Origin of the sequence: Hamadaea sp. NPDC051192 (genome assembly GCF_040682475.1) — a bacterium.
In the GTDB taxonomy this organism is placed as follows: domain Bacteria; phylum Actinomycetota; class Actinomycetes; order Mycobacteriales; family Micromonosporaceae; genus Hamadaea; species Hamadaea flava.
Genome location: NZ_JBFBAZ010000123.1, coordinates 1 through 23,751 on the forward strand (window position 1 = coordinate 1; position 23,751 = coordinate 23,751).

Genomic DNA, 23,751 nt, shown 5'->3' on the forward strand with positions numbered 1-23,751 from the left:
GACCGGGGCCAGGTCGCCGCCGCCCGGCAGATCGACCTCGTCGTGGCGCGCTGCGACGGCTGGATCGCCGACACCGAGCAGCTCGCCGCGGCGTACGCCGGAGGACCGCAGCAGGCCGCGCTCAGCGTGGCGGCGACGGACGCGGTGACGGCGTACCAGCGGCTGGCGAGCTGGCTGAGCACGGACCTGAGGCCGAAGGCGAACCCGAGCGAGGCCTTCGGCCCGGACCGGTACGCGGTCTGGCTGCGCAAGTTCCTGGGCGTGCGGCCCGACCTGGCCGAGCTGTACGCGTGGGGCTGGGACGAGGTGGAGGCGATCGAGGCGCAGCTGCGCGCGGAGGCCGCCGTGATCCTGCCGGGGGCCGAGCTGGGCGAGGTGCTCGACCACCTCGACGCGCCGGGGTCCCCGGGCATGGCCGGCAGTCCCGCCGAGTTCGCGGACTGGCTGCAGGGCGTGCTCGAACGCACAGTGTCCGAGTTGGACGGTACGCACTTCGACATCCCCGAGCCGTTGCGGCGCATCGAGTCCAGGGTCACGACGTCGGCCGGGACGATGTACATCGGGCCGTCCGCGGACCTGACCCGGCCGGGCCGCGTGTGGTGGCAGCTGCCGGAGGGCGACACCGAGTTCGCGACCTGGTACGCCTACACGACCGTCTACCACGAGGGCGTGCCCGGGCATCATCTGCAGATCGGGTACGAGTCCTGGCGCAACCCGTTGGGGCAGCGGCTGAACCTGCTCGGCGGGCTGTCGGCCGGGCAGGAGGGCTGGGCGCTGTACGCCGAGCGCCTCATGGACGAGCTGGGCTTCTACACACAGCCCGGCGCGCGGCTGGGTTACCTGTTCGCGCAGCTGCTCCGGGCCGCCCGCGTGGTGATCGACATCGGGCTGCACCTGGAGCTGCCGGATCGCGAGGGCCGCCGGTGGACCGCCGACGCCGCCTACGACATGCTGGCGAACCGTTGCCAGCAAGGCGGGTACGCGTCCGCGGAACTCGCGCGCTACCTCGGCCGACCGGCGCAGGCGTTGGCCTACAAGGCGGGCGAGCGCGTCTGGCTGGACGCGCGCGCCGCCTCAGGTCTGCCGTTGCGTGAGTTCCACCGGCGAGCGCTCGATCTCGGCTCGCTCGGATTGGGGCAGCTCGCCGCCGCCCTGCGCCGGGATTAGCGCTGTCTATTGTTCCCGGGTTCCTCGATGTGTGAGTCGGGGCCCGGGAACACCAGCCCCTCGTGGTCGTCCTCCCACCGCACGAGGTACGGCGGCGTACCGTCTTCGTGGCGAACCTCCATGACGACGCCGACCCGCCGGGCCTCGCCGACGTGGGCGCCTTCCATGATCAAGCGATCGCCGACCTTCGCCTTCATACCCTCACCATAAGTCCGGCCGCTGTTTCGTCGCCGGGCGTACGGGGGAAACGTGGCACATGATCGCTCCAGTTGTCGTCGGAGTCGACGGCTCACCCTCCAGCCTCGCCGCCGCCCGCTACGCCGCCCGTCTCGCCGTACGTCGCCAGACCACCCTCGACTGCGTGCTGGCGTACCAGCCGGCCGTGTACGCGTACCCCCCGATGGGCGGGATGGATCCCGGGCTGCTGGCCGACGATCAGGTACGCGAAGACCTCGACCGGATGATCGCCCATATCGGTGACGGGCTGCGGGACGCGCACCCGGAGTTGACCGACGTCACCGCGCGTCAGGTGCCGGGCGGACCGGCCGCGGCGCTGATCGAGCTGTCCCGCACGGCGGCGGTGACCGTCGTCGGCAGCCGGGGCGTCGGCGGCTTCGAGCAACTGCTGCTCGGTTCGGTCTCCAGCCAGGTCGCCGCGCACGCACAGGGCCCGGTCGTCGTCGTACGCCCGGTCAGCACCGGGGGCGGCACTGGGGACGGGGAGGGATTCGACCCCGATCCCGACGCCGGACCGGTGCTCGTCGGCATCGACGGATCGGCCGAATCCCAAGCGGCGCTGCGGTTCGCGGCCGAAGAGGCCCAGCTGCGCCGGACCTCGCTCGTGCTGGTGCAGGCGCGGGCCGAAGGCGACGAGGACGCCGCCCTCGACGAGGCGCTGGACAGCGCGGCGGCCGAGGTCGCCGGAATCCCCGTGGACAAGCGCATCGTCACCAGTAAGAGCGTCGAGGACACGATGATCGAGGCGTCGCGGGAAGCGGGGCTGACCGTCGTGGGCTGTCGTGGCAGGGGCGGATTCACCGGCGCGTTGCTCGGCTCGGTGAGCCGGGCGTTGACGCAGCACGGTTCCGGCGCGATCGGCGTGGTCCATAAGCACGACCGCTGACCCGTTACGTCTGGTGGCTTGACCCGTTTCGTCCGGCTGCCCGGTCTGTCTGGCTGCCGGGTCTCTGTCTGGCCGCTGAGTCTGGGGCAGTCCGTCTGCGCGTCCCGTCTGTGCACGACGCGGGGGTGCGGACGGTGCCCCTGGCCGCGGCGGCTGGTCTCCCGCCCGCATCCCGCGCGCCGTGCCGGTCTCCCGGCCTGCCACGGCTTAACCGACTGTGGGCCGACTGAGGTTACGGGTCCAATCCGCCAATCGAAACCGCCTGAGTCGTACGCCGGGCAGGCAGACAGTCTGCCCATCCGTTGTGGGTCTTCGCAACCCAGACGCGCTCCGCCGAACGGTTGAATGACGCCTTGTGAGGTGAATCTCACGCGGTTCTCCATACGCTCTTGGCGCTCCGACGTTCCCCGCGAGGCGGTGAAGATCGGACGGGCCACAGTAGACCGGAATGGTCCGTTCCGGTAGGATGCCCGGTGTGACACAAGGACTTTCCGGCCGCCGAGCCCAAGCCGCCCGCAACGACGAGGCCATCCTGGAAGCCGCCCGCGAGGTGTTCCTGGCCGATCCGAAGGCGCCGGTGGCAGCGGTCGCGGAACGTGCCGGCGTCGGCATGAGCGCGCTGTACCGCCGATTCCCCGGCAAAGAGGACATGCTGCGCCGGTTGTGCCACGACGGATTGCTGCGTTACAACGCCGAAGCCGAGCGTGCGCTCGCGCAGTCGAAAGCACAGTCGGGAGCGCAGTCGGAAGCACAGCCGGCAGCGCGGTCGGAAGCGGGTTGGCAAGCGCTGGAAGCGTTCCTGGGAAACGTGGTCGACGCGGACGTCCACTCGCTCACCGTGCATCTCGCGGGCACGTTCACGCCCACGGAGGAGATGACGCAGGCCGCCCGCCGGTCGGGTGAACTGGCGGCCCGCTTGGTGAAGAACGCCCAGGCGGCGTTGCGGCCGGGCGTCGGCGTCACCGACCTGGGGTTCGTGCTGGAGGCGTGCGCGGCGGTCCGCGTACCGGACGTGGGGCGCACCAAGGAACTGCGCCGCCGCTATCTCGCCGTCATTCTCGCCGGTCTCCGGCGTGCGGAGGGGTCGGACGCGTCGAAGGAGGCGATTTCCGAGCTGCCCGGCCCGCCCCCGACGGCCGTCGAGGCGAACTGGCGCTGGAGGATACCGGCCGAACCGACCCGGAAATGAGATAACGGGTATAGCGGGTCGTAACAACCATCATCTGGACAGCGGCGTTAGGCACGGCGCGGGAACTACCCCCGCGAGCACATCTCCTAAACGTTGAGAATGACGGCCCGTGTCTTCGCTGCGTGCACGGCCGCCTTCAACGAGTCGATGTCGTACGCGCCGTGGTGCCGGCGCCCGTTCACGAAGAACGTCGGCGTCCCGGCGACCCCGCTGAGGTCTGCCGAGTCGACGTCCTCGGCGATCCGGGCGGCTCCTTCCCGCGTACGCAGATCCTCCTCGAACCGATCCGTGTCCAGGTTCAGCTGGTCGGCGTAGCGGACGAGGTCGGTCAAGTCGAGATCGCCCTGGTGATCGAGCAGCACGTCATGCATCTCCCAGAACGCGCCCTGCTCGGCGGCTGCCTCGGCAGCCTCCGCGGCGAGCTGCGCGTGCGGGTGCACATCCGTCAGCGGCAGGTGCCGCCACACGTACGCGATCTCGGTCCGGCCGGACAACAGTTCGCGCATGATCTGTTCGGCCCGCCCGCAGTGGGGGCACTCGAAGTCGCCGTACTCCACGATGGTGATCCGGGCGTCGGCCGGCCCGCGGATGTGGTCTCGGTCGTGGTCCACCTCGACCGCGAGGTCCACGATGGACTCCGCGCCGTCGGCCAGCGCCCGTGCGCGGCGCAGCGGCGACAGCATCGTCACGACGCGGAAGACGATCCAGGTGATCGCCGAGGCCAGCAACCCCGCGACCAGTACGCCGAGCTTCGCCTCCTCCAGCTGGTCGCCGGTGAACGCCAGGGTGGCGACCAGCAGGGAGACGGTGAAGCCGATGCCGGCGATCGTCCCGGCTCCGCCGACGGCGGCCCAGCCGACCGGCGGCCGCAGCCGTCCCCGGGACAGCCGGGTCACCAGCCAGGAGCCGCCGATGATGCCGATCGGCTTGCCGATCACGAATCCGGCCGCGATGCCCAGCGTGATCGGCGAGGTGACGGCCCGGCCGAGGAACTCGCCGTCGATCTTGATCCCGGCGTTGGCCAACGCGAACAACGGCACGATCAGGTAGCTGGTCCAGGGCAGGTAGAGCGCCTGGAGGCGTTCGTTGGGGGAGACCGCCAGCCGCAGGCCCGCGCGGGCCTCCCGTTCCAGTTCGGCGGTCGGCTCCTCGCGGAAGGTGCGGAACAGGTCGGTGGCCTTCTCCAGCTCGCTGCGCGGCGCCGGGTACGCGTACGTGACCAGACCGGCGACGAGGCCGACCACGATCGGGTCGACGCCGGAGCCGAACACGGCCAGCCAGGCGGCCACGCTGAGCACGACGTACACGACGCCGATCCGGATGCGGGCGATCCGGGCGGCCAGGACGAGCAGCAGGAACAGCACGCCGAGCAGCAGCGGCCCCAGCGAGACGCCGCCGGTGTAGAACAGCGCGATGACCACCAGGGCGAGCAGGTCGTCGACGACGGTCACGGTGAGCAGGAAGGCTCGTAGGCGGTCCGGGAACCGGGGGCCGACCAGCGCCAGCATCCCGAGGGCCAGCGCGGTGTCGGTCGACATCGCCGCGCCCCAGCCGTGCGCGGAGTCCGAGCCCGCGTTGATCAGCAGGTAGATCCCGATCGGCACGAGGATGCCGGCCGTGCCGGCCGCCAAGGGGAGCGCGAATCGGCGTCTTTCGCGCAGCTCGCCGAGGTCGAACTCGCGCCGCGCCTCCAGGCCGACGACGAAGAAGAAGAACGTCATCAGGCCGGAGTTGATCCACTCGCGCAGGGTCAGCTCGATGCCCCACCGTCCTAGGTGGAGCGAGAACTCGGTCTCCCACACCTGTTCGTACGAGGACAGGCTGATGTTCGCCCAGAGGAGGGCCACCACGGTCGCGCCGAGGAGGATGGCCGCCCCGCCCGTCGCCGTGCGCAGGAACCGCCGTAGCGGCGTGTCCATGTTCCGCGTCCACGCCGTCCGCAGCGTTGTTCCGTTGACCATCGGTTCTCCTTCGCGAGCCTCCCGCGCTGATCGTAGGCACAAAGATCAGCGCGGGATGCGGGATGGAGACCGATCCCACGGTGAGGAATAACCGTCAGGTCCGTGCCGCCCGGGCCGCGCCTCCAGCTTCGGCGTGTCGCGGAGTTCTCCGCGTGCCGCGCAGTCGGCGGCCGGGGTCGGGACGCGAATCAGCCCACGGCCGCCCGGTCCGGTGTGACGGCGGGTCTGGGCGGCTCGGGATCGCAGCCGCCGCAGGTGTAGTACAGGATGTCCCAGTGGTTGCCCTCGTTGGTGTAGAGGTTGCCGGAGGGCGCCCGATACTGATGACCCCAGCCGCTGATCGTGCCGACGTCGTGGAACCAGCTGCGCACATACTTGTTGACGCAGTCGTTGAGCGCGATGTCGACCTTCCAGCCGTTCCAGTGCGTGTAGGTGCCGGCGCCATGGCCCGTCTCGGTCCCGCCGGTCACCATGATCGGGCAGGTGCTCGACCTGCGGAGGGTCACCACCCCCGCGATCGTCGTACGCCGGATCTGGTCGAACGAGGTGCAGTCGGCGCGCAGCCGATTGGTGCAGTCGCTGCTGGACCACCAGGTGATTCCGGCGGCCTTCAAACGGGCTCGGGCTTCGGCGTCGGTCAGCTTCACTCGGTCGTCGGCGTGCGCCCCGGCGGGATGCAGCAGGACGCCCATCAGGACGACGGCGACGAACAGAAGCGGCCGGAGAAGGGCGGAACCGGTCATCACCGCACAATAACCATAAGTAACCCGATGACGCCGGAGCGACACGATCTTGTCGCTCCGGCGTTTTCTGGCCGATCAGTGCGGGTCAGCCGTACGGATCAGTCGTGCGGGTCAGTCGGCCGGGTCAGTCGGCAGGGACGATGCCCGTCACGGTCGTCAGCTGGATCTTGGCGAGGAGCTTCTGCGTCATCACGTTCAGCCCGATCGTGTTGAACTGCTGGCCGAGCGAGCGCATGACGGAGTTCTGCGACGGCCGGTAGAGCCCGTACTTGTAGTAGCGGGCGCCTTCGTAGGCGCCGATCACGCCGCCGTCCGGGGTGGCCTGGCCCAGCAGTGCGTACCACTTGCGGTGGCCCGAGGTGAGCTGAGCCGCGGTGTACTTGGTGACGTTGGGCTCGGTGGGCTCGGCGCCGGAGTAGCGGTTGTAGGGCGTGTCGTACTCGTCGGCGAGGCCGCCGATCGAGTGGCCCAGCTCGTGCTGGACGATGAGGCCGGACTGGGCGTTGCCGCCCGACGCGGTGGCCACCGTGGAGTAGCCCGCGCCGCCGTTCTTCGTGCTGTTGCCGACCGCGACGATCATGTCGACCGCCGGCGCGTTGGCGGCGTACGACCGGGCGGCGGACTCGTCGAGGCACAGCAGGCGTTCGGTGCCGGAGCACCAGAAGTACATGCCCAGCGCGGTGTTCTTGCTGATGCCCTGGGTCGGATCGTTGTCCACACCGGACTGTGCGGAGACGACGTCGACCATCCACACGTTGAAGTAGTTCTTGTAGGTGCTGTAGGGCGCCAGAGTCGTGAGGGTCGCCCACTTCTCCGCGACGTGCTGGTGATACAGGGCCATTTCGGACGCGGTGTAGCCGTCGCCGACGAAGACCAGGTCGAACCGGGTGCCCGTGCTGCCGGTCTGCTGCAACGGAGTGACCGTCGCGGTGACCGCCGCCGCGGTGCTCTCGGCGGCTGTTTTCGCGGTGGACTTCGCGGTCGACTTCGCGGACGGGACGGCGACCTGGGTGATGCCGCCGTCCTCGGCGAACGCCTCCAGCCACTGGGTTCCGGTGGGAGCGGCCGGCGCCGGGACCGGCCCGGCGAACGCGGCGGCCACGACGAGCGCCGCCAGGGCGGCCAGCCGGATGGATGGACGCAACGGATGCCTCCTTCGCGAGGGTGCGCCGCGCCTCGGGCGGGGGTGCGGCCCGAGGAGCGACGGCGAATGTGAGTCATCCAAATATCGGCATTGATGGAGGCATTGCGGCAATCGCGAGTGGCCATAGCATCGGCGTTATGGAACTGGAGCTGCGCCATCTCCGCGCCGTCTGCGTGATCGCGGACACCGGCAGCATCACGAAAGCCGCGGCCGCGCTCGGGGTGTCGCAGCCCGCGTTGACGGCACTGCTCCAGCGGGTGGAACGCGAACTCGGCGGGCAGGTGTTCGCCCGGGGCCGTCAGGGCGCGCGGCCGACGCCGCTCGGCCAATACGTGCTGGTCCGGGCGAGGTCGATGCTGATGGCGATGGACGACCTGCGGCGGGGGGCGGCGTACCAGACGCGGGGGGAGTCGGAGCCGATCCGGCTCGGTGGGCTCGCCGGTCCGGTGTCGGTCGGGCTGGCGGACCGGCTCGGCGCGCGGCTGCCCGCCGCCGAGGTACGCCTCCACGCCGAGTACTCCCCGCGACTGCTCTGGGAGCTGCTGCTGGCCGACCGCCTCGACGCCGCAGCCACGGTGGACTATCCGGGGTTCGAGCTGCGCCCGCCCCCGAATCTCCTCTGGGACGTGATCGTCCGGGAGCCCGTGTTCGTGGCGCTCTGGGAAGGCCACCCGTACGCCGACCGCGACGAGGTGGAGCTGGCCGACCTCGCCGCCGAGCCGATGGCGATGACGCCGGCCGACGGAGCGGGCTGGCCGGACTGCTGGCATCTGGCCTGCGAACAGGCCGGGTTCACGCCCCGGGTGCTCTACACGATCTCCGACGCGGTGCCGATCCGGGAGATGGTGGCGACCCGCCGGGCGGTCAGCCCCTGCCAGGCGGTCTTCCCGGCCGGAGACGGCGTCGTCGTACGCGCGCTGGCCGGGAGTCCGATCACGCTGCGTCACCTGGTGATCTGCCGCCGGGACGGGCCGCTGGCCGAGCGGTTCGACGACCTCGTGCAGCTCGCGCGGGAGGCGTACCGGGCGTATGCGGCGCGGCGGCCCGAGTATCTGCGCTGGCTGGCCCGGCACGGCCGCGAGGTGTGATCCGGTCGCCCGGTTCGCCGACGGTGCTGGTACACCTGTGCGAACAGCGGCGTATGCTGCGAGGATGACCGGTGCGTTTCAGGGCTCGCTGTTCGATCTCGGCGACGAGATCACGCCCGGCCCGCTGGCCGGGACGGTGCAGCGCGTCGAGCTGAGCCGGGGCGCCTGGATCGACCTGCGGCCGGGCTGGCTGACCGGTGCGGACGAACTGTTCCTGCGTCTGCGCGACCAGGTGCCGTGGAAGGCCGAACGCCGCCAGATGTACGAGCGCGTCGTCGACGTCCCCCGCCTGCTCTGCTTCTACGACGAGGACGAGGAACTGCCCGATCCGTCGCTGGACGCCGTGAAGGCGGCGCTGAACGCGTACTACGCCGAGGAACTGGGCGAACCGTTCCGCACGGCCGGGCTCTGCTACTACCGGGACGGCCAGGACAGCGTGGCCTGGCACGGCGACCGCATCGGACGCGGGGCGACCCACGACACGATGGTCGCGATCGTGTCGGTCGGCGATCCCCGGGCGCTCGCCTTGCGCCCGACCGGCGGCGGCGACGTCCAGCGCTTCGAGCAGGGGCACGGCGACCTGATCGTGATGGGCGGCAGCTGCCAGCGGACCTGGGAGCACGCGATCCTGAAGACGGCCAAGCCGGCCGGGCCGCGGATCAGCATCCAGTTCCGCCCGCGCGGCGTCCGATAAGCCGCGGGAGTCCGATAAGCCGCGGGGAGTCGGGCGACCGGCCTAGCATGATCGTTGTGAGCCGATCCCGCCGGAGAGAGCGAATCGTCTGGCTGATCGGTGTCGTGGCGATGGTGATCGTCTTCGTCTGGGTGGTGCCCCGGGTCGCCGACTACGCCGAGATCTGGCAGACGCTGCGCAGCCTGTCGGCCGGCGAGGTCGTCCTCCTGCTCGGGCTGGGCCTGGTCGTGCTCGCGCTGAACGGCTGGTCCGCGGTCGCCGCGCTGCCGGGCCTCAGCTGGTGGCGCGGTACGCAGACCGGGCTCGTCGGCAACTTCCTCACCGCCCTGTTCCCGACCGGGGCCGACCTGGCCGCCCGGTACGCCATGTGCCGCTCGTGGGGCTTCTCCACCGACCGCACCACGACCGCCGTCGCACTGTCCGGCATCGGCCGCTACCTGACGATGCTGCTGCTGCCCGTGGTGGGCACCTCGGCCGTGCTGATCACCGGCCGGGGCGACGAGCACACGCCGCTGTTCTTCGCGCTCGGCGTCACCGCGTTGGTGCTGTTGGTGGGCGTACCGTGGCTGTTGCTGCGGCGGGAGGACTACGCGCACCGGTTCGCGTACCGGCTCCAATCGGTGGCTGCCGCGCTCGCCCACAGGCTGCGGCGGCCGGCGCCCCGAGGTGTCGCGGTACGCATCCTGCGTACGCGGGAGCACCTCATGATCGGCGTACGCCAGAACGCGCCGCTCGTGGTCGCGACGCAGATCGCCGCGACCGGCGCCAGTTACGGCGTACTGCTCGCCTCGTTGCGAGCGGTCGGGCTGGGCCGGGACGTGCTCACGCCGTCGGTGGTGCTCTACGCGTACGCCCTGGGCACGATCGCGTCGCTCGTCCCGCTGACGCCTGGGAACCTGGGCGTGACCGAGCTGATCCTGATCGGAGTGCTGGGCCTGCAGTCGGACGAGCTGAACGCTCAGCTGGTGGCGGCCAGCCTGATCTTCCGCATCTTCGTCTGGCTGCTGCCCATCCCGCTCGGCATGGCGGCGTTCTTCTGGTGGCGGCGCACCCAGTCGGCGACCCCCGCGAGCTAGAGTCACGCCGTGCACGCCGTCGATCTGATGCGAGCCCGGGGCGGAGCCGCCCAGCTGGTGGTCTGGCTTGGCGACCGGCTCCTGCTCGACGAGGCGGTAGGCGGTACGCCGGACGACCTCTTCTGGACGTTCTCGGCGGGCAAGCCGTTCACGGCGCTGGCCGTGCACGGCCTGGCCGAGCGCGGCGACCTCGTCCTGACCGAGCCCGTGGCCCGCTACTGGCCCGAGTTCGCGGCGAACGGCAAGGACGGCATCACGATCCAGCACGTCCTGCAACACCGCTCGGGCCTGTACGCCGCCCGGGGCGTACTGCTCGACGGGCTCGGCATGGCGGACTGGGACCGGTCGGTCCGCGCGATCGAGCGAGCCCGTCCGAAGTGGCCGGCCGGCGACGGGCCGGCGTACCAGGTGGTCAGCTACGGGTTCATCCTCGGCGAGCTGATCCGCCGGGTCACCGGCGAACCTGTCGGGGACTACCTGGACCGATGGCTGTTCCAGCCGCTCGGGATGCGCGACACCTACCTCGGGCTGCCGGACGAGGCCTGGCCTCGACGCGTGCCGATCCGCAGCCGGGGCGCGCTGGGCCGGGCGAGCGCCGCCTTCTTCAACCGCCGAACGGTACGCCAAGCCGTCGTCCCCGCCGCCGGCGTCTCCACGACCGCCCGGGATCTGGCCCGGTTCTACCGGATGATGCTGAACGACGGCGAACTCGACGGCGTACGCGTCGTCCGCCCGGCGACGATCGCGGCCGCCGTGACGCCGTCGTCCGACGGGGAGGTCGACCGCGTCGTGAAGCTCCCCATGCGCTGGGCCAACGGATTCCAGCTCGGCGGGACCGAGGCCGGCCGAGCCGACGGCCTGGCCCGGCCGATGGGCCGGCTCAGTCCCGCCGCCTTCGGTCACAACGGCAGCAACTGCTGCATCGGGTGGGCCGACCCGGACCGTTCGGTCGTCTTCGCGTACACGTCGGATCTGCTGGTGCCGGGCCACGACGGCGCCCGGCACATGGCCGCGGTGGCCGACGCCGTGCTGGATGTCTGAAAGCCGACGCGGCGTTGATCCGGGCGCGGGCCTTGACCACCATGTCGCCATGACCCCCAAGGCGCCATTGCTCGGCCTGCTGGCCGCATCCCTGTTCGCTCTCGCCGGCTGCGGCTCCGACACACCCAGCGCGAGCGGTACGCCCAGCGCATCCGCCGCGACCAGCGTGGCCGCGAGCCCGACCACCGGCGGTGGCGGCGCGACCGGCGCCGACTGTCTCAAGGGCACCTGGAACGTGGACGTCACCAAGCTCGCCCAGGCCGCCGCCGCGCTCATCGGCAACGGCTCGACCGGCAGCGGCAAGGGCACGATCACGCTGACCTTCGCCGACCAGATGACGATCAAGTTCACCCAGGCCGAGATCGACATCAAGACGACCCAGCTGGGTCAGGACGTCACCATGAAGCAGACCTTCGACGGCAGCTCGACCAGCACCACCTGGTCGGGCGAGAACGGCAAGCTGTCCGGCACGACGCCGGGCGGAACGGTGACCACGAAGTCGGTCATGGTGATGAACGGCGCCGAGACGCCGCTGACGACGAAGGCCTTCGACGGCAACCTCGACCTGTCGAAGAACAGCCTCGCCTACACGTGCTCCGGCGACACCGCGACCCTCGACAGCGGCTACGTGAAGTGGGAGTTGCACCGGGCGTAGCCCTTTTGCCTAGGTGATTCGGCGGCGCGGCCACGGGAGCCTTCTCGTGGTCGCGTCGCGCTGTGCGCCCCGGTTTGGTCAGCGTCGGCCGGCGGCCGCGTTGATCTGCTGCGGGTCGAGGATCTGCTCCGGCCAGCCGTGCCGGGCCAGCGTCAGCATCGCCCGGCCCATGTTCTCGGTCGTGGTGACCGAGTTCGGGGCGATCCGCGGCACCAGCGCGAAGATCGGCCGGCCGATGGCGTACATGACACGGTAGAGCCGGGTCCGGGAGGTCTCGCCGTGCATCGGCCGGATGAACCCCGGCCGCAGGGCGTACGCGTGGAACGGCAGGGCGAACAGGTCGTTCTCGGTCTTGCCCTTCACGCGCGCCCACATCGTGCGCCCCTGCTCGGTGCTGTCGGTGCCGGCGCCGGAGACGTAGATGAAGGTCGCGTCGGGATTGCCCTCGGCCATCGGGCGGGCGGCGGCCATCGTCAAGTCGTAGGTCACCCGGCGATAGTCGGCCTCCTTCATCCCGGCCGAGGACACGCCGAGGCAGAAGAAGCAGGCGTCGTAGGTCCCCAGCTCGTCCGCGATCGCCGACAGGTCGGTCAGGTCGGGCACCTCGACCTGGCGCAACTTCGTGTGGCCGCGCGCGGTGGCCCGCCGCCCGACCGTGAGAACCCGGTCGACGTCGGGGGCCAGCAGGCACTCCCGCAGCACGCCCTGGCCGACCATGCCGGTGGCGCCGAAGACGATGACCTTCATGGCGCCACCCTACGGCTTTCGGTGGACGGTTTTCTGTCCACTGCGTACTGGATTCAAGATCGTGTTTGTGGTATTATGGGGCAATCGCAGAATTAGCATCGGCCGCATGTGCCACGACCTCGACGCGCAGCCGCCGATCTACTCCGATCCCGTCACCTCCGCCGAGTCCGCAGACCTCGTTCTGACCGGCGTGGACGGCGCTTCGTTCGCCGCGTACCGGGCGACCCCCGCCGACGTCACCGGACGGGCGGTCCTCATCCTCCCCGACAACCGGGGACTCTCCGGCTTCTACGAGAGCCTGGCGATCCGCCTCGCCGAGCAGGGCCACCCCGCGCTCGCCATCGACTACTTCGGGCGTACGGCGGGACTGGATCACCGGGCCCGTGGCGGGTTCGACGACCTCACCACGGTCATGCCGCACCTGATGGCGCTCACCCGGCCCGGCCTGTACGGCGACATCGCGGCCGGGATCGCCGCCCTGCGAACGCTCGGGAATGCGGAGCATCCGGAGGTCGCCGCGCTCGGCTTCTGCTTCGGCGGCCGGCTCGCCTTCCTGACCGCCGAGCCGTCCTACGGGCTGTCCCGGGTCATCGGGCTCTACGGAGCGCTGGACGAGATCAACGGGTCACCGGGACCGAACCAGGTCGCCGCGTCCCTGCGTACGCCGATCCTGGGCTTGTTCGGCGGGGCCGACCCGGGCATCCCCGTCGCGGCGGTGGACCGCTTCGGCCAGGCGCTCACCGACGCCGGTACGCCCCACGACCTGGTCGTCTACCCGGACGCCCCGCACAGCTTCTTCGACCTCCACCACCAGGAGCACCGCCAGGCCTCCGCCGACGCCTGGCGGCGCATCCTGTCCTTCCTGGACTGAACCCGTCCAGCGCTTGCTTACTCCGGGGCTTGCTTACTCCGGGGCTTGGTTACTCCGGGGCTTGGTTATTCCGCGGCTGCGCCGTCGGCGGGCTTGGACTCTGGAGTCTGCGGGGTCTCGGAGGTCGTCTCGGAGGTCTTCTCCGAGGTCGTCTCCGAACCCGCCTCGCCGGGCTTCTTGCCGAACCGGTCGCGGATGTCGTTGCTCGCCCGGTTGAACGTGTTCGCGAGCGCGTCGCCGAGCATCTGCCCGGCCTCCTTGACGTCGGCGCGGACCGCGTCGTCCTTGACGGCGTTGCCCGCGGCCGAGAAGACCTCTTGCACGGCGTGCCCGATCTTGTTCAGCGCGTCGGGCACGTCACCGGTGTCGCTCTGCTGCAGGTGCAACTTCAGCTTCAGGCCGAGACCTTCCAGCTTCTCGCCCAGCTCGTTCCATTCGTTGGCCATGTCGCCTCCCTCGTCGGCTGCCTCCATTGTCCCGCCCCCGCGCTCGGAGCGCTCGCTTCGGCGGCCGATTTCGGGGCTGGATCAGGGTTCCGGGCCGAATCATGGTGCAAGATCCGACTCGGAACCCTGATCCAGTGCGGGACCACCCGCAGGGGTCCCGTGAGTGGGGTTGCGGGATCAGGAGACGGTGCAGGGGGTGCCGTTGAGGGTGAAGGCGGTCGGCTCCGGGTTCGAGCCGGTCCAGGAGCCGTTGAAGCCGAGCGACACGCTGGCCCCGGGGGCGATGGAGCCGTTGTAGTCGAGGCTCTTGGCCGTGACGATCTGCCCGGACTGGGTGAACGTCGCCGACCAGCCCTGGGTCACCGCCTGGCCGCTGGCAGGCCAGCTGAACACCAGTGTCCAGTTCGGCCCGATCGTCGTCGTGCCGGTGTTCTTGACCGTGATCGCCGCGGTGAAGCCGCCCGGCCACTGGCTGGTGAACACGAACGCCACGTCACAGCTCAGCGCGGCCGCGGCCGTCGTGCTGAACGTCACCGGCGAGGAGGCGGTCTTGTTGCCGGACCCGTCCCGGGCCACGACGTAGTAGGTGTACGAAGTGGACGCGGAGAGCCCGGTCAACGCCAGGGACAACGAGGTCGTGGTTCCGGCGAGGACGTCGGTGGTGCCTGCTTCGCGGTAGACGTCGTAGCCGGCCAGGCCGCTGCCACCGGTGTCGGTCGCCGTCGTCCAGGTCAGCGTCGCGCCGCTGGACGTGATCGCCGAGGCGACCGGCGTACCGGGGGCGGACGGGGGAGTGGTGTCGTTCGGCGGCGCGCTCGTGGCGAACGTCACCGGCGACGACGCCGTGGAGTTTCCGGCTCCGTCCCGGGCCACGACGTAGTAGGTGTACGAAGTGGTCGCCGTGAGGCCGGTCAGAGCCAGGGACAGGGAGGTGGTGGTTCCGGCGAGGACGTCGGTGGTGCCTGCTTCGCGGTAGACGTCGTAGCCGGCCAGGCCGCTGCCGCCGGTGTCGGTCGCCGCCGTCCACGTCAGCGTCGCCGAGGTGGAGGTGATCGCCGACGCGGTGGGCGTACCAGGTGCTGATGGCGGAGTCGTGTCGGTGGAGCCGCCGCTCGGCGCGGAACCCCAGACGAGGGTCGCGCCGTCGTAGAGCGTCATGTGCGCGTCGCGCGCGATGGCCGACTGGTAGGACCAGTCGTTGGTGGGGTCCCAGGTGCCGGCGCTGGTGATCCGGAACTGGACCTCGCGCCGCCAGTCGGACTGGCCCGCGGGCGCGATGCTCTGCCCGGCGCACGAGACGGTCACGTAGTAGACGTTGCCGCTGAACTGGGTCGGCCCGGTCGGCGCGGTGCACTGGTTGTACGCCGACGTCAGGGAGATCTGCGCCGGCGTGGTGCTGCCGTCGAGGGTGAAGTAGTAGCGGAACGAGCCGTTGGTCAGCGCTCGGGCCGGCCACGCGGACTTGTTGTAGACGGTCGCCTTCATCTCGGTGAAGGTCGTGCCGGACGCGTTGACGCCCGCCTCGATGTACATCTCGTTGTCGTCCGGCGTCTCCGTCGGCGGGAAGCTCGCCAGCGGGGTGCCGCCGTACTCCGAGTACATCCGGACCAGCGCCGAGGTGAACCCGGCGTTGTAGTCGTCGGCGACCTCGTTCATCTGGTAGTTGCTGCGATCATCGGTGTACGCGTCGTTCGCCGAGCCGGGCCCGCCGACCAGCGCGCCATAGAGCACATGCCGGTTGTTCGTCGGGCTGGTGAGGCTGTCGGTCCATGAACCGTGCGCGGTGCGGTGGTGCGGATTGATCGGCGAGTTGGCGCCGAACCCGATCATGTAGCTGCGGTTGTTGGGGTTGCTGCCCAGGATGTAGTTGATCTGGGACACGCCGAAGTCGTGGTAGCGCGCCTTCCGGGTCGCGTCGCTCAGGTAGTCCGAGTAGACGAGCGCCACCCATGCGGTGTTCGCCGAGTACCGCAGCGAACCCCACTGTTGCAGCCAGGCCTGGCCGCCGGGGGAGTACGTGATCTTCGCGCCATTGACCCCGACCGTCCAGTAGTCCAGCCACCGGTTCGCGTCGTCGATGTACTGCTGCTCACCGGTCAGCTTGGCCATCAGCACGTACGAGCCGTAGGACTTGTCGTCCCAGTCCTGGGTCCACTTGTAGGAGTGGGTCGTCGACTGCGGCTCGGTGCCGAGGTTCGCGTAGTACGTCTTCGCTTTGTCCAAGTAGGATGCGGTGCCGGTGGCGCGGTAGAGCCAGATCGCACCCCAGACCAGCTCGTCGTTGTAGCCGCTCCAGGACTGGTAGTAGCCCTGGGCGTCGGTGATGCACTCGTGGTACTTCTTCCGCACCGTGTCCGCGAAGGTGTACAGCTGCGTCGCGTGGGTCAGCAGCTTGTCGGCGTACGCGCTGTCCGTGGGCCGGAAGACCATCGAGCTCGCCGCCATCGCGGCCGCCGTCTCCGCCGCCAGATCCGTGCCGCCACAGCTGCTGTCGATCTTGTACGCCGGGCGCGCCATCTTCATCACCTCGGCGGGACCCCACCAGGCGTGGTCGGTGCCGCCGTTGCCGACCTGCCCGTAGAGGACGTTGGCCGACGGATGGGCCTTGATGAAGTAGTCGTTGACGAAGCGCAGGTTGTTCAGCAGCGGGGTCAGCTGCCCAGAGTTCTGGTACGCGGTGCGGTACTCGACCGCGCCCCAGGCCAACATGGTGGTGCTGGCCGCCATCGGGAAGCCGAATTTCACATGGTCGCCGGCGTCGTACCAGCCGCCGGTCAGGTCGAGGCCGACGTCGGAGCCGTCGGACATGCCGGAGTTGCCGCGCCAGCCGACCCGGCTCCAGCTCGGCTTGGCGCCGGACTGCTGCGCCTCGTAGAACCAGATCGACTTCTGCAACGCTTCGGCGTAGTTGTAGGGGCCGGCCGCTTGGGCTGGGGCGGACACGGCGCTGGTCAGGCCGGCGATCAAGGCGGTGACCGCCGTCGCCGCCAGCAGGCGGAATCTGGGCATGCTGTCTCCTTGGGCGTTGGGAGCGCTCCCACATCGGGCAGTGTGAATTTTATAGCGACCGATCACGGATATCCATGGAAACTTTGCTCGCCCTTCCAGGGATATCCGTGCCGCCTCGGGAGGTGCTGCCTCGGGAGGTGCTGCTCGGGAGATGCTGCTCGGGAGGTGCTGCCTCAGCGGGCGCCGTTGAAGGTGACGCGGAGGGCGTACAGCGACGTGGCGGCGGTGATGTAGAGCAGGTTGCGCTTCGGACCGGCGAAGGTCAGATTGGACACCGATTCCGGCAGCACCAGCTTGCCGATGAGGTCGCCGTCCTGGGCGAAGCAGTGCACGCCGTCCCAGGCGGCGGCCCAGATCCGGCCCTCGGTGTCGAGCCGCAGCCCGTCGAAGCGCCCGAAGGTGCAGGTCGCGTGGATCTCGCCACCGGTGAGCCGGCCGTCGTCGGTCACGTCGAAGACGCGGATGTGGCTCGGCTCCTGCCGGGTGTCGGCGATGAACAGCCGCTTCTCGTCGGGGGAGAAGGCCAGCCCGTTGGGGCGGCTGAAGTCGTCAGCCACCACGGTCAGCTCGCCCGACGGGTCGAGCCGGAAGACGAAGCAGCCGTCCAGTTCGGACTCGGCGCGGTTGCCCTCGTAGTCGGAGTCGATGCCGTAGCTCGGGTCGGTGAACCAGATCGAGCCGTCGGCGCGGACGACGACGTCGTTGGGGCTGTTGAGCCGCTTGCCCCGGTAGCGATCGGCCAGCACGGTGACGGTGCCGTCGTGCTCGGTCCGGGTCACCCGGCGGTTGCCCTGCTCGCAGGTGATCAGACGGCCCTCGCGGTCGACGGTGTTGCCGTTGGCGTACCCGGAGGTGGGGCGGAAGACGCCGACCGCTCCGGTGGTCTCGTCGTACCGCAGGAGGCGGTCGTTGGGGATGTCGCTGAAGACGAGGTACCGCCCGGCGGGGAAGTACGCCGGGCCTTCCGTCTTGCGGGCGCCGGTGAACAGGCGGCGCACCTCGTAGTCGCCGTCGAGCCAGCGGAACCGCTCGTCCAGCTTCTCGAACTGCGCGGGGATCGTCGGGAACGGTGCTGGAATGGTTTGGGCCGGGCTGGTTTGGGTCGGGATGGGTTGGGCCGGGATCGTGTCCATGGCTTGTCGCTCCTGTCTGTATGACGTTCGGTCGAATCGTATCCACACCGAATCTGGTACGGTCAAGCGGTGAGTGACCTGGATGACGTCGACCGCGCCTTGCTCGGTGCGCTGCAACGGGACGCGACCTCGGCGTACGCCGCCCTGGGGCAGGCCGTCGGGTTGTCCGCCGCCGCGGCGCACGACCGGGTCCGGAAGCTTCGCGAACGCGGGGTCATCCGGCGGACCACTGTGGACGTCGATCCGGCCGCCGTCGGGCGCGGCGTCCTCGCGTACGTGATGGTCGACGGCAACACCTGGATGGGCGACACAAAGGAGGCGCTCGCCGCCATCCCGGAGATCCTGGAGGCGCACGTCGTCGCGGGCGCCGCGTCGCTCATGGTCAAGGTGCGTACGCGGACGACCGAGGAACTGCAGGGTGTGCTGCGGCGGCTGTTCGCCGTCGACGGGGTGACCAGTACGCAGACGATCGTGGTGCTGGAGAGCTTCTTCGAACGCCCGGTCTCACCCGCGTAGTCGCGTTGAGGGACGGGCTGCCGCGAGCGGCTTCGTGCGGCCTCGCCGGGTCAGGCGGTGCCGGAGGCGAGCAGGGCCGCCGTCGGCAGGGCGAGCATCCCGTCCGCCCGCTGGTACGCCGCCGCCAGCTCCAGATAGCGGACGTGAATGCGATCGACCACCTCGGGGGTCTGCGCCACGACGAGCTGCCCGATCGAGGCGATCCCGCTGGCCGGTCCGCTCCACCAGTCCTCGGCGTCGGTGACGTGCTCCCACGTGACGGTGTCGCACCCGACCTCGCCGAGCCCGGCCTCGCTCAGCAGCCCGGCCAATCCTGACGGCGTACGCGCGAAGTCCAGTTCCGGGGCGACCGAGACCCGTTCGGCCGGGCGGACGAGGCCGGGGACCTCGACGGCGTCGGCCCACAGGCGTTGCAACGGCGGTTGCGGATAGGGCCAGATCGTGACGCCGACCCGGCCGCCGGGTCGGGTGACGCGCCGCAGTTCGGCGACGGCGGTACGCGGATCGCCGACGTGGTTGAGGACGAAGTTCGCCACCACCGCGTCGAAGACGCCGTCGTCGAACGGCAGCTCGGGCAGGATCGCCTCGACGATGTGCGCTGCGGGCACCCGATCGCGGGCGTACGCGACCATGGACGGCTCCGCGTCGGCGGCGGTCACGGCGGCTCCGCGCTCGACGGCCAGGGCGGCGACGGTGCCCGTCCCGGTGCCGACGTCGAGCAGGCGCGAACCCGGCCGGACGGCGACTGCGTCGAGCAAGGCCGGCGCGGTGTGCCCGCACAGGTGGCCGAAGGAGTCCGCGTACGCCGCGGCGCGGTCGCGCCACTGCCGTCGTTCCTGCTGGTCGAAGATCGCCGCCGCCATGGGCGAGCAGCTTAGCGGACTCGTTCCGGGGCGAATCCGAAGTCGCTGTACGCGATGCCCTGGCGGTAACGGGCCAGCCCTTGCGCCGCGTAGGCGACCGTCATCGGTGGAAGCCGGTCGAGGTCGAACCAGCCGACGGCCGCGCACTTGTCGGGCTCGGCGTTGACGGGCTCGCCGTCCCACGCGCCGACTTCGAAGAACAGGTTGAGCCGGCTCGGCGCGCCCCAGAAGTGCAGGACGTGCACGAGCCGGGTCGCGGCCGGGTCGACGATGACGCCCAGTTCCTCCCAGGTCTCCCGGACGAGGGCCGCCAGCGACGACTCCCGTTCGACGTGGCCGGACGGGAGATGCCAGTGGCCGTCGGACCAGCCGGTGCCCTGCCGCAGCCCGAGCAGCACCTGATCGCCGCGCCGGAGCACGGCGTGGACGGCGATGATCGCGGGCTCCCGTTCGGCCCCGGCGTGCTGGGTCACCGCGCCACGGCCTGCCCGGCGAACGAGCGCAACCGGGTCAGGTCCAGCCAGACGCCGACCGCCCGCAGGCCGTCGGAGATGATCTTCGCCTCGTCGCGCGTCCGGTATTCGCGTTTGATCGACCGAGCGCCGACCCGCAGCTCCACCTCGTGGGTGCCCTCCGGGCCGCGCCGCACGATGACGTCCTCGCGATGCGCGTCGGCACCGCCGTTCCACCAGTGCTCCACCAGCTCCATGCCTACCATTATCGAACATTCGTTCGAACGCGTCAAGAACGTGACCGAGCGCGGGCCGCCTCGTACAAGGCGATGGAACCGGCGGTCGCCGCGTTGAGCGAACTGGCCGCGCCGATCATCGGAATGCTGAGGACGGTGTCGCACGCCTCCCGCCAGCCGGCGCTCATCCCGGCGGTCTCGTTGCCGACGACCAGCAACGTGGGCTGCTGGAAGCCGTACTCGGCCACGTCGGCGTCGCCGGTCTCGTCGGTCCCCGCCACCGCGAGCGAGCCGGCCGCCGCCCAGTCGAGGACCTCGCGATGCGAGGGCGCCCGCACGACCGGCACCGCGAAGAATGATCCGGTGCTGGCCCGCACCGCCTTCGGGTCGTACGGGTCGGCGGCGTGGCCGGTCACGATGACCCCGGCCGCGCCGAACGCGTCGGCCGACCGGATCAGCGTCCCGATGTTCCCCGGGCTCGTGGGACGGTCGAAGACGACCGCCGGGCGGCCAGGCGCCGGCCGAATCCGCCGGAAGTCGTCCGGCCGCTGGGCCACGACCGCGATCAGCTCGGGCGCTTCCGCCTCCTTGCCGCCCAGCTCCGCCAGCAACTCCGGGGCCATCGCGACGGCCGGCGCGCGTACGGTGTCGAGCAGGTCGGCGGCCCAGTGCGAGAGCTGCGCGTCCAGGTCGTAGAGGAGGGCGCGCACCGCCCAGCCGTGCTCGATGGCCTGGGAGATCGGGCGTACCCCCTGGACGAGGAACTCACCCGCCCGATGGCGTTTGGTGCGATTGGTCAGCAACGCCGACCACTGCTGGAAGCGGGCGTTGCGACTGGTGATGCGCAGATCCGGCACGCGCCCATCATCCCGCGCCGACCTGCGACGATCACGCCGGGTCTCGCCGGGTATCGCTCGCCGGGTATCGTCGGATCATGGGGAGCCCGTACGAATCGCACATCGACCGGCAGATCCGGGAGGCCCGGGAGCGCGGCGACTTCGACGACCTGCCGGGTACCGGCAAGCCCATTCCAGGCGCCGGTGAGCACTACGACGAAGACTGGTGGCTCAAGTCCATGGTCGCCCGCGAGAATCTCGGCGGGCTCGCGCCGACCTCGCTGAAGATCCGCAAGGCAGCCGAAGACATCCTGGACGAGGCGGTCAAGAAGAACTCCGAGCAGACCGTCCGGCAGCTGGTCGCCGACCTCAACAAGCGCATCGAGCAGGCCAACCGCGGCCTGGTCGACGGCCCGCCGGTGGTGATCGCCCGGATCGACGTCGACGAGATCGTCCGCGACTGGCGGCGCGTCAAGGGACTCGCCTGAGCGCGGTCGGATGCAGCGCGGTCGGATGCAGCGCGGTCGGATGCAGCACCGGGCGATAGCCCGCCGCCAGCACCGCCACGGTCGACGGCGGCGTCAGCACCTCGACCTCGCCCCCGGCCGCGACCGGCTCGCCATAGCCCGCGAAGGACCACGGCAACGCCAGCCCGCCCAGCTTGAGCGCCGGCCCGTCCAGGCCGATCATCGCGCCATCCGGCAGGTCCGCGAACAGCGCGCGGCCCGTGCGCTGCCGCCGAGTCCGCGGATCGACCCGCTCCCCATGCAGACGCGCGTCCATCTCCGCCGCCCTCGGCCTTTCCCTCAACTGGTACGCACAACGCCAGGCCTCGGCGTACGCCAGGAAATCCCGGCGTCGGCAGTACGCACAAGGCCGATGCCCGGCGGCCAACGCCGTCGCCTCGTCGAGGAAGAACAACGCCGTCCAACGACCGGGCGGCATCACATCGCGTTGCCGGCCCCGCCAGTCCAGCACGCAGCAGATCCAGAGTTTCGACCGCCACCGCGACCCGCCCAGCTCCCGATCGGCCCGATGCAGGCAGCCGCGATTGCCGGTGAACAATCCTCGCCCCGGATCGCGGACGATGTCTCCGGTCGGATCGACCCGGTTCTGCAACGGCACCTCGCCATCGTGCCGTGTGGGTCTGACGATTCCGCCGGACGATAGGGTTCAGGACATGGTGACTCCGGTGCTGGCCACTCTGGCGTACGTGCTCTCCCCGGATCGGCGGCAGGTGCTGATGCTGCACCGGAACAAGCGACCCGGCGACCTGCACCTCGGCAAGTACGTCGGGCTCGGCGGGAAGGTCGAGCGCTCCGAGGACGTCGTCACCGGCGTACGCCGGGAGATCAAGGAGGAGTCCGGCCTGATCGCCGAGGAGCTGAGCCTTCGCGGCACGGTGCTGTGGCCGGGCTTCGGCAAGCAGGGCGAGGACTGGCTCGGCTTCGTCTTCCGCGTCGACGCGTACGCCGGCGAGCTGCACGACGGGCCGGACGAGGGCACCCTCGAATGGGTCGACCTCGACGCGATTCGCAGCCTGCCGATGTGGGCCAGCGACCATGAGTGGCTGCCGATGGTGCTGGACGACGATCCGCGCCAGTTCCACGGCGTCATGCCGTACCACGAGGGCGAAATGGTCGGCTGGAGCTACCACCGCATCTGACCCGCCGCGCTGTCCATGACATGCCCGCCATCTGCGAATTCGGGTCCGATCCCGTGACCATGCTCCCGTGGTATGCGCGAAACGGCCGCTGGGCGCACCATCGGCGCATGATCTTGCGAAGCGGCCGGAAGTCGCACACCACCGGCGCACACCACCGGCGCACACCACCGGCGCACACAAGCGCGTCTGTCCGCGACATCCAAGTCGTCCGTGTCGCCCGCGTCGTCGTCGTGACCGTGTCGTCGTCGTGACCGTGCGCCACCGCGGCGGCGTTGAGCCATGCTGCGGCTCAGCAGCGTCGGTGGAGGGTGTTGCGGACTGGTCTTCGAAGTGGGTCTACGAAGGCCGGTGGCAGGAATTCGGGGAAGCCGTCCGGTCTCATGCGGACTTCCCAGTGCCCGTGGTGGATCTCGCGATGATGGAACCCGCAGAGCAGGACGCTGTTGGCGAGGCAGGTGGTTCCGCCGTCTGCCCAAGCCTTGAGGTGATGTCCGTGGCACCACTGAGGCGGCCGGTCACAACCTGGGAAGGCGCATCCCTTGTCCCGCAACACGAGTGCGCGGCGCAACGGCCCGTCGATCAAGCGTCGGGCGCGGCCCACGTCGAGGACTTGCCCGTCACCGCCCAAGACGGCGGGGATGATCATCGCGTCGCACGCGAGCCGCCGCACTGTTTCTGGGGTGAGCAGGTCGCCGGTGTCGAGCAAGCCTGCGCCGACCTTCGCTTGAAGGGCGTCCCACGGCAGGGTGACCGTCAGGTGCGGCTTCTCGCCGCCGTTGTCGGGCAGCTCACCGGCGTTCATGATCCGCTGGCATACCTCGACCAGGGCATCGGCGCGGCGGGCGCCGGCCGAGCGCAGATCCGGCTCACCCGGCAGCACCCGAGCCGCAACGCGACCGCCATCTGCCGCATCCTCGCCGGCTCCCGCGTCCGCGCAGCTCGCATCCGAACAGCCTGCCACGGTCAAGCCGCCTGCTGCGTCCGCGCCCGCGCGGCCTACAGCCGCGCCGCCCGGCGCCTCGAAGCCGGCTGCTGCGTCCGCAGCGCCATCGAGCCCAGCTGCGGCGGTTGGTGCGGGCTTGCGTGGCCCGGACA

The 23,751-nt window shown here is 70.3% G+C and carries 27 protein-coding genes; 13 read left to right on the top strand and 14 right to left on the bottom strand.

All coding sequences use genetic code 11. From position 1 onward, the window contains the following. Positions 1 to 1,167 (top strand): DUF885 domain-containing protein (locus AB0M47_RS33595; protein WP_363421261.1); only part of this gene is annotated, 1,167 nt, incomplete at its 5' end. On the opposite strand, the gene AB0M47_RS33600 is transcribed toward AB0M47_RS33595, so the two are convergent. Continuing rightward, entirely contained in the window at positions 1,164 to 1,364 is a 201-nt protein-coding gene (locus AB0M47_RS33600; protein ID WP_363421264.1) for a DUF1918 domain-containing protein, read from the bottom strand. The two genes, AB0M47_RS33595 and AB0M47_RS33600, sit on opposite strands and share 4 nt — an antisense overlap. Before the next feature lie 59 nt (positions 1,365 to 1,423). Between AB0M47_RS33600 and AB0M47_RS33605 the strand changes: the two genes are divergently transcribed. Both AB0M47_RS33605 and AB0M47_RS33610 read left to right on the top strand, forming a co-directional pair. After that, positions 1,424 to 2,290, top strand: a complete 867-nt coding sequence (locus tag AB0M47_RS33605) for a universal stress protein (RefSeq protein ID WP_363421267.1) — start codon at positions 1,424 to 1,426, stop codon at positions 2,288 to 2,290. 475 nt (positions 2,291 to 2,765) lie between these two features. Beyond that, a complete protein-coding gene (locus AB0M47_RS33610) occupies positions 2,766 to 3,479 on the top strand; it encodes a helix-turn-helix domain-containing protein (RefSeq protein ID WP_363421270.1) in 714 nt (237 codons plus the stop codon). A gap of 86 nt (positions 3,480 to 3,565) precedes the next feature. Here AB0M47_RS33610 and nhaA read toward each other — a convergent pair whose 3' ends face one another. The 3 genes from nhaA to AB0M47_RS33625 all read right to left on the bottom strand — a co-directional run bounded on the left by nhaA (position 3,566) and on the right by AB0M47_RS33625 (position 7,327). Beyond that, positions 3,566 to 5,440 carry a Na+/H+ antiporter NhaA gene (nhaA, locus tag AB0M47_RS33615; protein WP_363421273.1) on the bottom strand — a complete coding sequence of 625 codons (1,875 nt, stop codon included), beginning with the start codon at positions 5,438 to 5,440 and terminating at the stop codon, positions 3,566 to 3,568. Positions 5,441 to 5,628: 188 nt separating this feature from the next. Continuing rightward, the gene (locus AB0M47_RS33620) at positions 5,629 to 6,183 is read right to left on the bottom strand and encodes a hypothetical protein (protein ID WP_363421276.1); all 555 of its coding nucleotides are present in this window, start codon (positions 6,181 to 6,183) and stop codon (positions 5,629 to 5,631) included. A gap of 124 nt (positions 6,184 to 6,307) precedes the next feature. Further along, positions 6,308 to 7,327: a M64 family metallopeptidase gene (locus tag AB0M47_RS33625; protein WP_363421279.1), complete on the bottom strand. Its 1,020-nt coding sequence runs from the start codon at positions 7,325 to 7,327 to the stop codon at positions 6,308 to 6,310. Positions 7,328 to 7,464: 137 nt separating this feature from the next. Here AB0M47_RS33625 and AB0M47_RS33630 point away from each other — a divergent pair, with 137 nt between their 5' ends. From AB0M47_RS33630 to AB0M47_RS33650, 5 genes are all read left to right on the top strand, one after another. Next, complete coding sequence (locus AB0M47_RS33630) at positions 7,465 to 8,415, top strand: LysR family transcriptional regulator (protein WP_363421282.1); 951 nt, start codon at positions 7,465 to 7,467, stop codon at positions 8,413 to 8,415. A gap of 64 nt (positions 8,416 to 8,479) precedes the next feature. Further along, complete coding sequence (locus AB0M47_RS33635; RefSeq protein WP_363421285.1) at positions 8,480 to 9,109, top strand: alpha-ketoglutarate-dependent dioxygenase AlkB; 630 nt, start codon at positions 8,480 to 8,482, stop codon at positions 9,107 to 9,109. Positions 9,110 to 9,165: 56 nt separating this feature from the next. After that, positions 9,166 to 10,185 (top strand): lysylphosphatidylglycerol synthase transmembrane domain-containing protein, encoded by a 1,020-nt coding sequence (locus tag AB0M47_RS33640; RefSeq protein WP_363421288.1) that lies wholly within the window; start codon positions 9,166 to 9,168, stop codon positions 10,183 to 10,185. A 9-nt stretch (positions 10,186 to 10,194) separates the two neighbouring features. After that, entirely contained in the window at positions 10,195 to 11,226 is a 1,032-nt protein-coding gene (locus AB0M47_RS33645; RefSeq protein ID WP_363421290.1) for a serine hydrolase domain-containing protein, read from the top strand. A gap of 49 nt (positions 11,227 to 11,275) precedes the next feature. Then, positions 11,276 to 11,881, top strand: a complete 606-nt coding sequence (locus AB0M47_RS33650) for a hypothetical protein (protein ID WP_363421292.1) — start codon at positions 11,276 to 11,278, stop codon at positions 11,879 to 11,881. Between the two features lie 78 nt (positions 11,882 to 11,959). Here AB0M47_RS33650 and AB0M47_RS33655 read toward each other — a convergent pair whose 3' ends face one another. Beyond that, on the bottom strand, positions 11,960 to 12,628 hold the full coding sequence (locus AB0M47_RS33655; RefSeq protein WP_363421294.1) for an NAD-dependent epimerase/dehydratase family protein: 669 nt from the start codon (positions 12,626 to 12,628) through the stop codon (positions 11,960 to 11,962). Between the two features lie 106 nt (positions 12,629 to 12,734). On the opposite strand from AB0M47_RS33655, the gene AB0M47_RS33660 reads away from it, so the two are divergent. Continuing rightward, positions 12,735 to 13,499 (top strand): dienelactone hydrolase family protein, encoded by a 765-nt coding sequence (locus AB0M47_RS33660; protein WP_363421296.1) that lies wholly within the window; start codon positions 12,735 to 12,737, stop codon positions 13,497 to 13,499. Between the two features lie 65 nt (positions 13,500 to 13,564). Here AB0M47_RS33660 and AB0M47_RS33665 read toward each other — a convergent pair whose 3' ends face one another. The 3 genes from AB0M47_RS33665 to AB0M47_RS33675 all read right to left on the bottom strand — a co-directional run bounded on the left by AB0M47_RS33665 (position 13,565) and on the right by AB0M47_RS33675 (position 18,087). Further along, positions 13,565 to 13,945 (bottom strand): hypothetical protein, encoded by a 381-nt coding sequence (locus tag AB0M47_RS33665; protein ID WP_363421298.1) that lies wholly within the window; start codon positions 13,943 to 13,945, stop codon positions 13,565 to 13,567. A 177-nt stretch (positions 13,946 to 14,122) separates the two neighbouring features. Next, on the bottom strand, positions 14,123 to 16,954 hold the full coding sequence (locus AB0M47_RS33670; protein ID WP_363421300.1) for a glycoside hydrolase family 9 protein: 2,832 nt from the start codon (positions 16,952 to 16,954) through the stop codon (positions 14,123 to 14,125). A 173-nt stretch (positions 16,955 to 17,127) separates the two neighbouring features. After that, positions 17,128 to 18,087 (bottom strand): SMP-30/gluconolactonase/LRE family protein, encoded by a 960-nt coding sequence (locus AB0M47_RS33675; RefSeq protein WP_363421302.1) that lies wholly within the window; start codon positions 18,085 to 18,087, stop codon positions 17,128 to 17,130. Positions 18,088 to 18,165: 78 nt separating this feature from the next. Between AB0M47_RS33675 and AB0M47_RS33680 the strand changes: the two genes are divergently transcribed. Continuing rightward, on the top strand, positions 18,166 to 18,603 hold the full coding sequence (locus AB0M47_RS33680) for an Lrp/AsnC family transcriptional regulator (protein ID WP_363421319.1): 438 nt from the start codon (positions 18,166 to 18,168) through the stop codon (positions 18,601 to 18,603). A gap of 50 nt (positions 18,604 to 18,653) precedes the next feature. On the opposite strand, the gene AB0M47_RS33685 is transcribed toward AB0M47_RS33680, so the two are convergent. The 4 genes from AB0M47_RS33685 to AB0M47_RS33700 are packed head-to-tail and all read right to left on the bottom strand — an operon-like array spanning position 18,654 to position 21,011. Further along, positions 18,654 to 19,466 (bottom strand): class I SAM-dependent methyltransferase, encoded by an 813-nt coding sequence (locus AB0M47_RS33685; RefSeq protein ID WP_363421304.1) that lies wholly within the window; start codon positions 19,464 to 19,466, stop codon positions 18,654 to 18,656. Between the two features lie 11 nt (positions 19,467 to 19,477). Further along, positions 19,478 to 19,939: an NUDIX domain-containing protein gene (locus tag AB0M47_RS33690; protein ID WP_253750757.1), complete on the bottom strand. Its 462-nt coding sequence runs from the start codon at positions 19,937 to 19,939 to the stop codon at positions 19,478 to 19,480. Continuing rightward, positions 19,936 to 20,175, bottom strand: a complete 240-nt coding sequence (locus AB0M47_RS33695) for a hypothetical protein (protein WP_253750754.1) — start codon at positions 20,173 to 20,175, stop codon at positions 19,936 to 19,938. The genes AB0M47_RS33690 and AB0M47_RS33695 overlap by 4 nt, the downstream gene beginning before the upstream one ends. Before the next feature lie 32 nt (positions 20,176 to 20,207). Further along, positions 20,208 to 21,011, bottom strand: coding sequence for a TrmH family RNA methyltransferase (locus AB0M47_RS33700; protein ID WP_363421307.1), 804 nt, complete (start codon positions 21,009 to 21,011; stop codon positions 20,208 to 20,210). A 77-nt stretch (positions 21,012 to 21,088) separates the two neighbouring features. Between AB0M47_RS33700 and AB0M47_RS33705 the strand changes: the two genes are divergently transcribed. Continuing rightward, complete coding sequence (locus AB0M47_RS33705; protein WP_363421309.1) at positions 21,089 to 21,478, top strand: DUF1992 domain-containing protein; 390 nt, start codon at positions 21,089 to 21,091, stop codon at positions 21,476 to 21,478. Here the strand turns inward: AB0M47_RS33705 and AB0M47_RS33710 are convergent. Further along, entirely contained in the window at positions 21,462 to 22,115 is a 654-nt protein-coding gene (locus AB0M47_RS33710; RefSeq protein ID WP_363421311.1) for a hypothetical protein, read from the bottom strand. The genes AB0M47_RS33705 and AB0M47_RS33710 overlap by 17 nt on opposite strands. A 55-nt stretch (positions 22,116 to 22,170) precedes the next feature. Between AB0M47_RS33710 and AB0M47_RS33715 the strand changes: the two genes are divergently transcribed. Both AB0M47_RS33715 and AB0M47_RS33720 read left to right on the top strand, forming a co-directional pair. Further along, a complete protein-coding gene (locus tag AB0M47_RS33715; protein ID WP_363421313.1) occupies positions 22,171 to 22,656 on the top strand; it encodes an 8-oxo-dGTP diphosphatase in 486 nt (161 codons plus the stop codon). Between the two features lie 107 nt (positions 22,657 to 22,763). Continuing rightward, on the top strand, positions 22,764 to 22,907 hold the full coding sequence (locus AB0M47_RS33720) for a hypothetical protein (protein ID WP_363421315.1): 144 nt from the start codon (positions 22,764 to 22,766) through the stop codon (positions 22,905 to 22,907). A gap of 38 nt (positions 22,908 to 22,945) precedes the next feature. On the opposite strand, the gene AB0M47_RS33725 is transcribed toward AB0M47_RS33720, so the two are convergent. Further along, positions 22,946 to 23,751: DUF222 domain-containing protein (locus tag AB0M47_RS33725; protein ID WP_363421317.1), on the bottom strand; the 806-nt coding region annotated here is incomplete at its 5' end.